This is a genomic window from Shewanella canadensis, assembly GCF_003966225.1.
GTDB classification, from domain to species: Bacteria; Pseudomonadota; Gammaproteobacteria; order Enterobacterales; family Shewanellaceae; genus Shewanella; species Shewanella canadensis.
This window is the reverse complement of sequence record NZ_RXNU01000056.1, coordinates 1-1,107: the sequence shown is the minus strand read 5'-3', so window position 1 is coordinate 1,107 and position 1,107 is coordinate 1. Positions and strand designations below refer to the sequence as shown.

At 53.6% G+C, this 1,107-nt stretch carries 1 protein-coding gene; it reads right to left on the bottom strand.

Going from position 1 to position 1,107, the window contains the following annotated elements; genetic code table 11:
- The coding region (locus EKG38_RS24800) for a VCBS domain-containing protein (RefSeq protein ID WP_221767775.1) at positions 1-1,107 on the bottom strand (1,107 nt) is incomplete at both ends.

The window sequence follows — 1,107 nt, the reverse complement described above, 5'->3', positions numbered from 1 at the left end:
TAATGGTGTAGCTGAAGGTGATGGTTTCACCGTCGGCGAGGAAATCCAGATCTAAACCGGCGGTATCATAATTCCATGGGGTATCGCCGGGGGCATCGGCATCAAGGACGCCGGTATTAAAGCCGGCAACCAGTGTGCTGGCCAAGCCGGCATCAATGATTTCACCGTCACCATTATTCCAGGTGATGTTGTCGTCAGAGACAAAGGTGATATCCACCACATCGGTGGTGTCGATATCACCGAAGCTGACGGTACCACTGTCGCTGAGGACTTGGGCAGAGGCATCAAGGGCTTCAACAAAGCCGGCGGATTGGGTCGCACTGATGGTTGGGACGTCATTAGTACCAGTGATGGTAAAGCTGACGACATCGGTGGCGAACGCCCCATTATTATCGGTGGCGGTAATGGTGTAGCTGAAGGTGATGGTTTCACCTAAGGCGAGGAAATCCAGATCTAAACCGGCGGTATCATAATTCCATGGGGTATCGCCGGGGGCATCGGCATCAAGGACGCCGGTATTAAAGCCGGCGACCAGTGCGCTGGCCAAGCCGGCATCAATGATTTCACTGTCACCGTTGTTCCAGGTGATGTTGTCGTCAGAGACAAAGGTAATATCCACCACATCGGTGGTGTCGATATCACCGAAGCTGACGGTACCACTGTCGCTGAGGACTTGGGCAGAGGCATCAAGGGCTTCAACAAAGCCGGCGGATTGGGTCACACTGATGGTTGGGACGTCATTAGTACCAGTGATGGTAAAGCTGACGACATCGGTGGCGAACGCCCCATTATTATCGGTGGCGGTAATGGTGTAGCTGAAGGTGATGGTTTCACCTAAGGCGAGGAAATCCAGATCTAAACCGGCGGTATCATAATTCCATGGGGTATCGCCGGGGGCATCGGCATCAAGGACGCCGGTATTAAAGCCGGCGACCAGTGCGCTGGCCAAGCCGGCATCAATGATTTCACCGTCACCATTATTCCAGGTGATGTTGTCGTCAGAGACAAAGGTAATATCCACCACATCGGTGGTGTCGATATCACCGAAGCTGACGGTACCACTGTCGCTGAGGACTTGGGCAGAGGCATCAAGGGCTTCAACAAAGC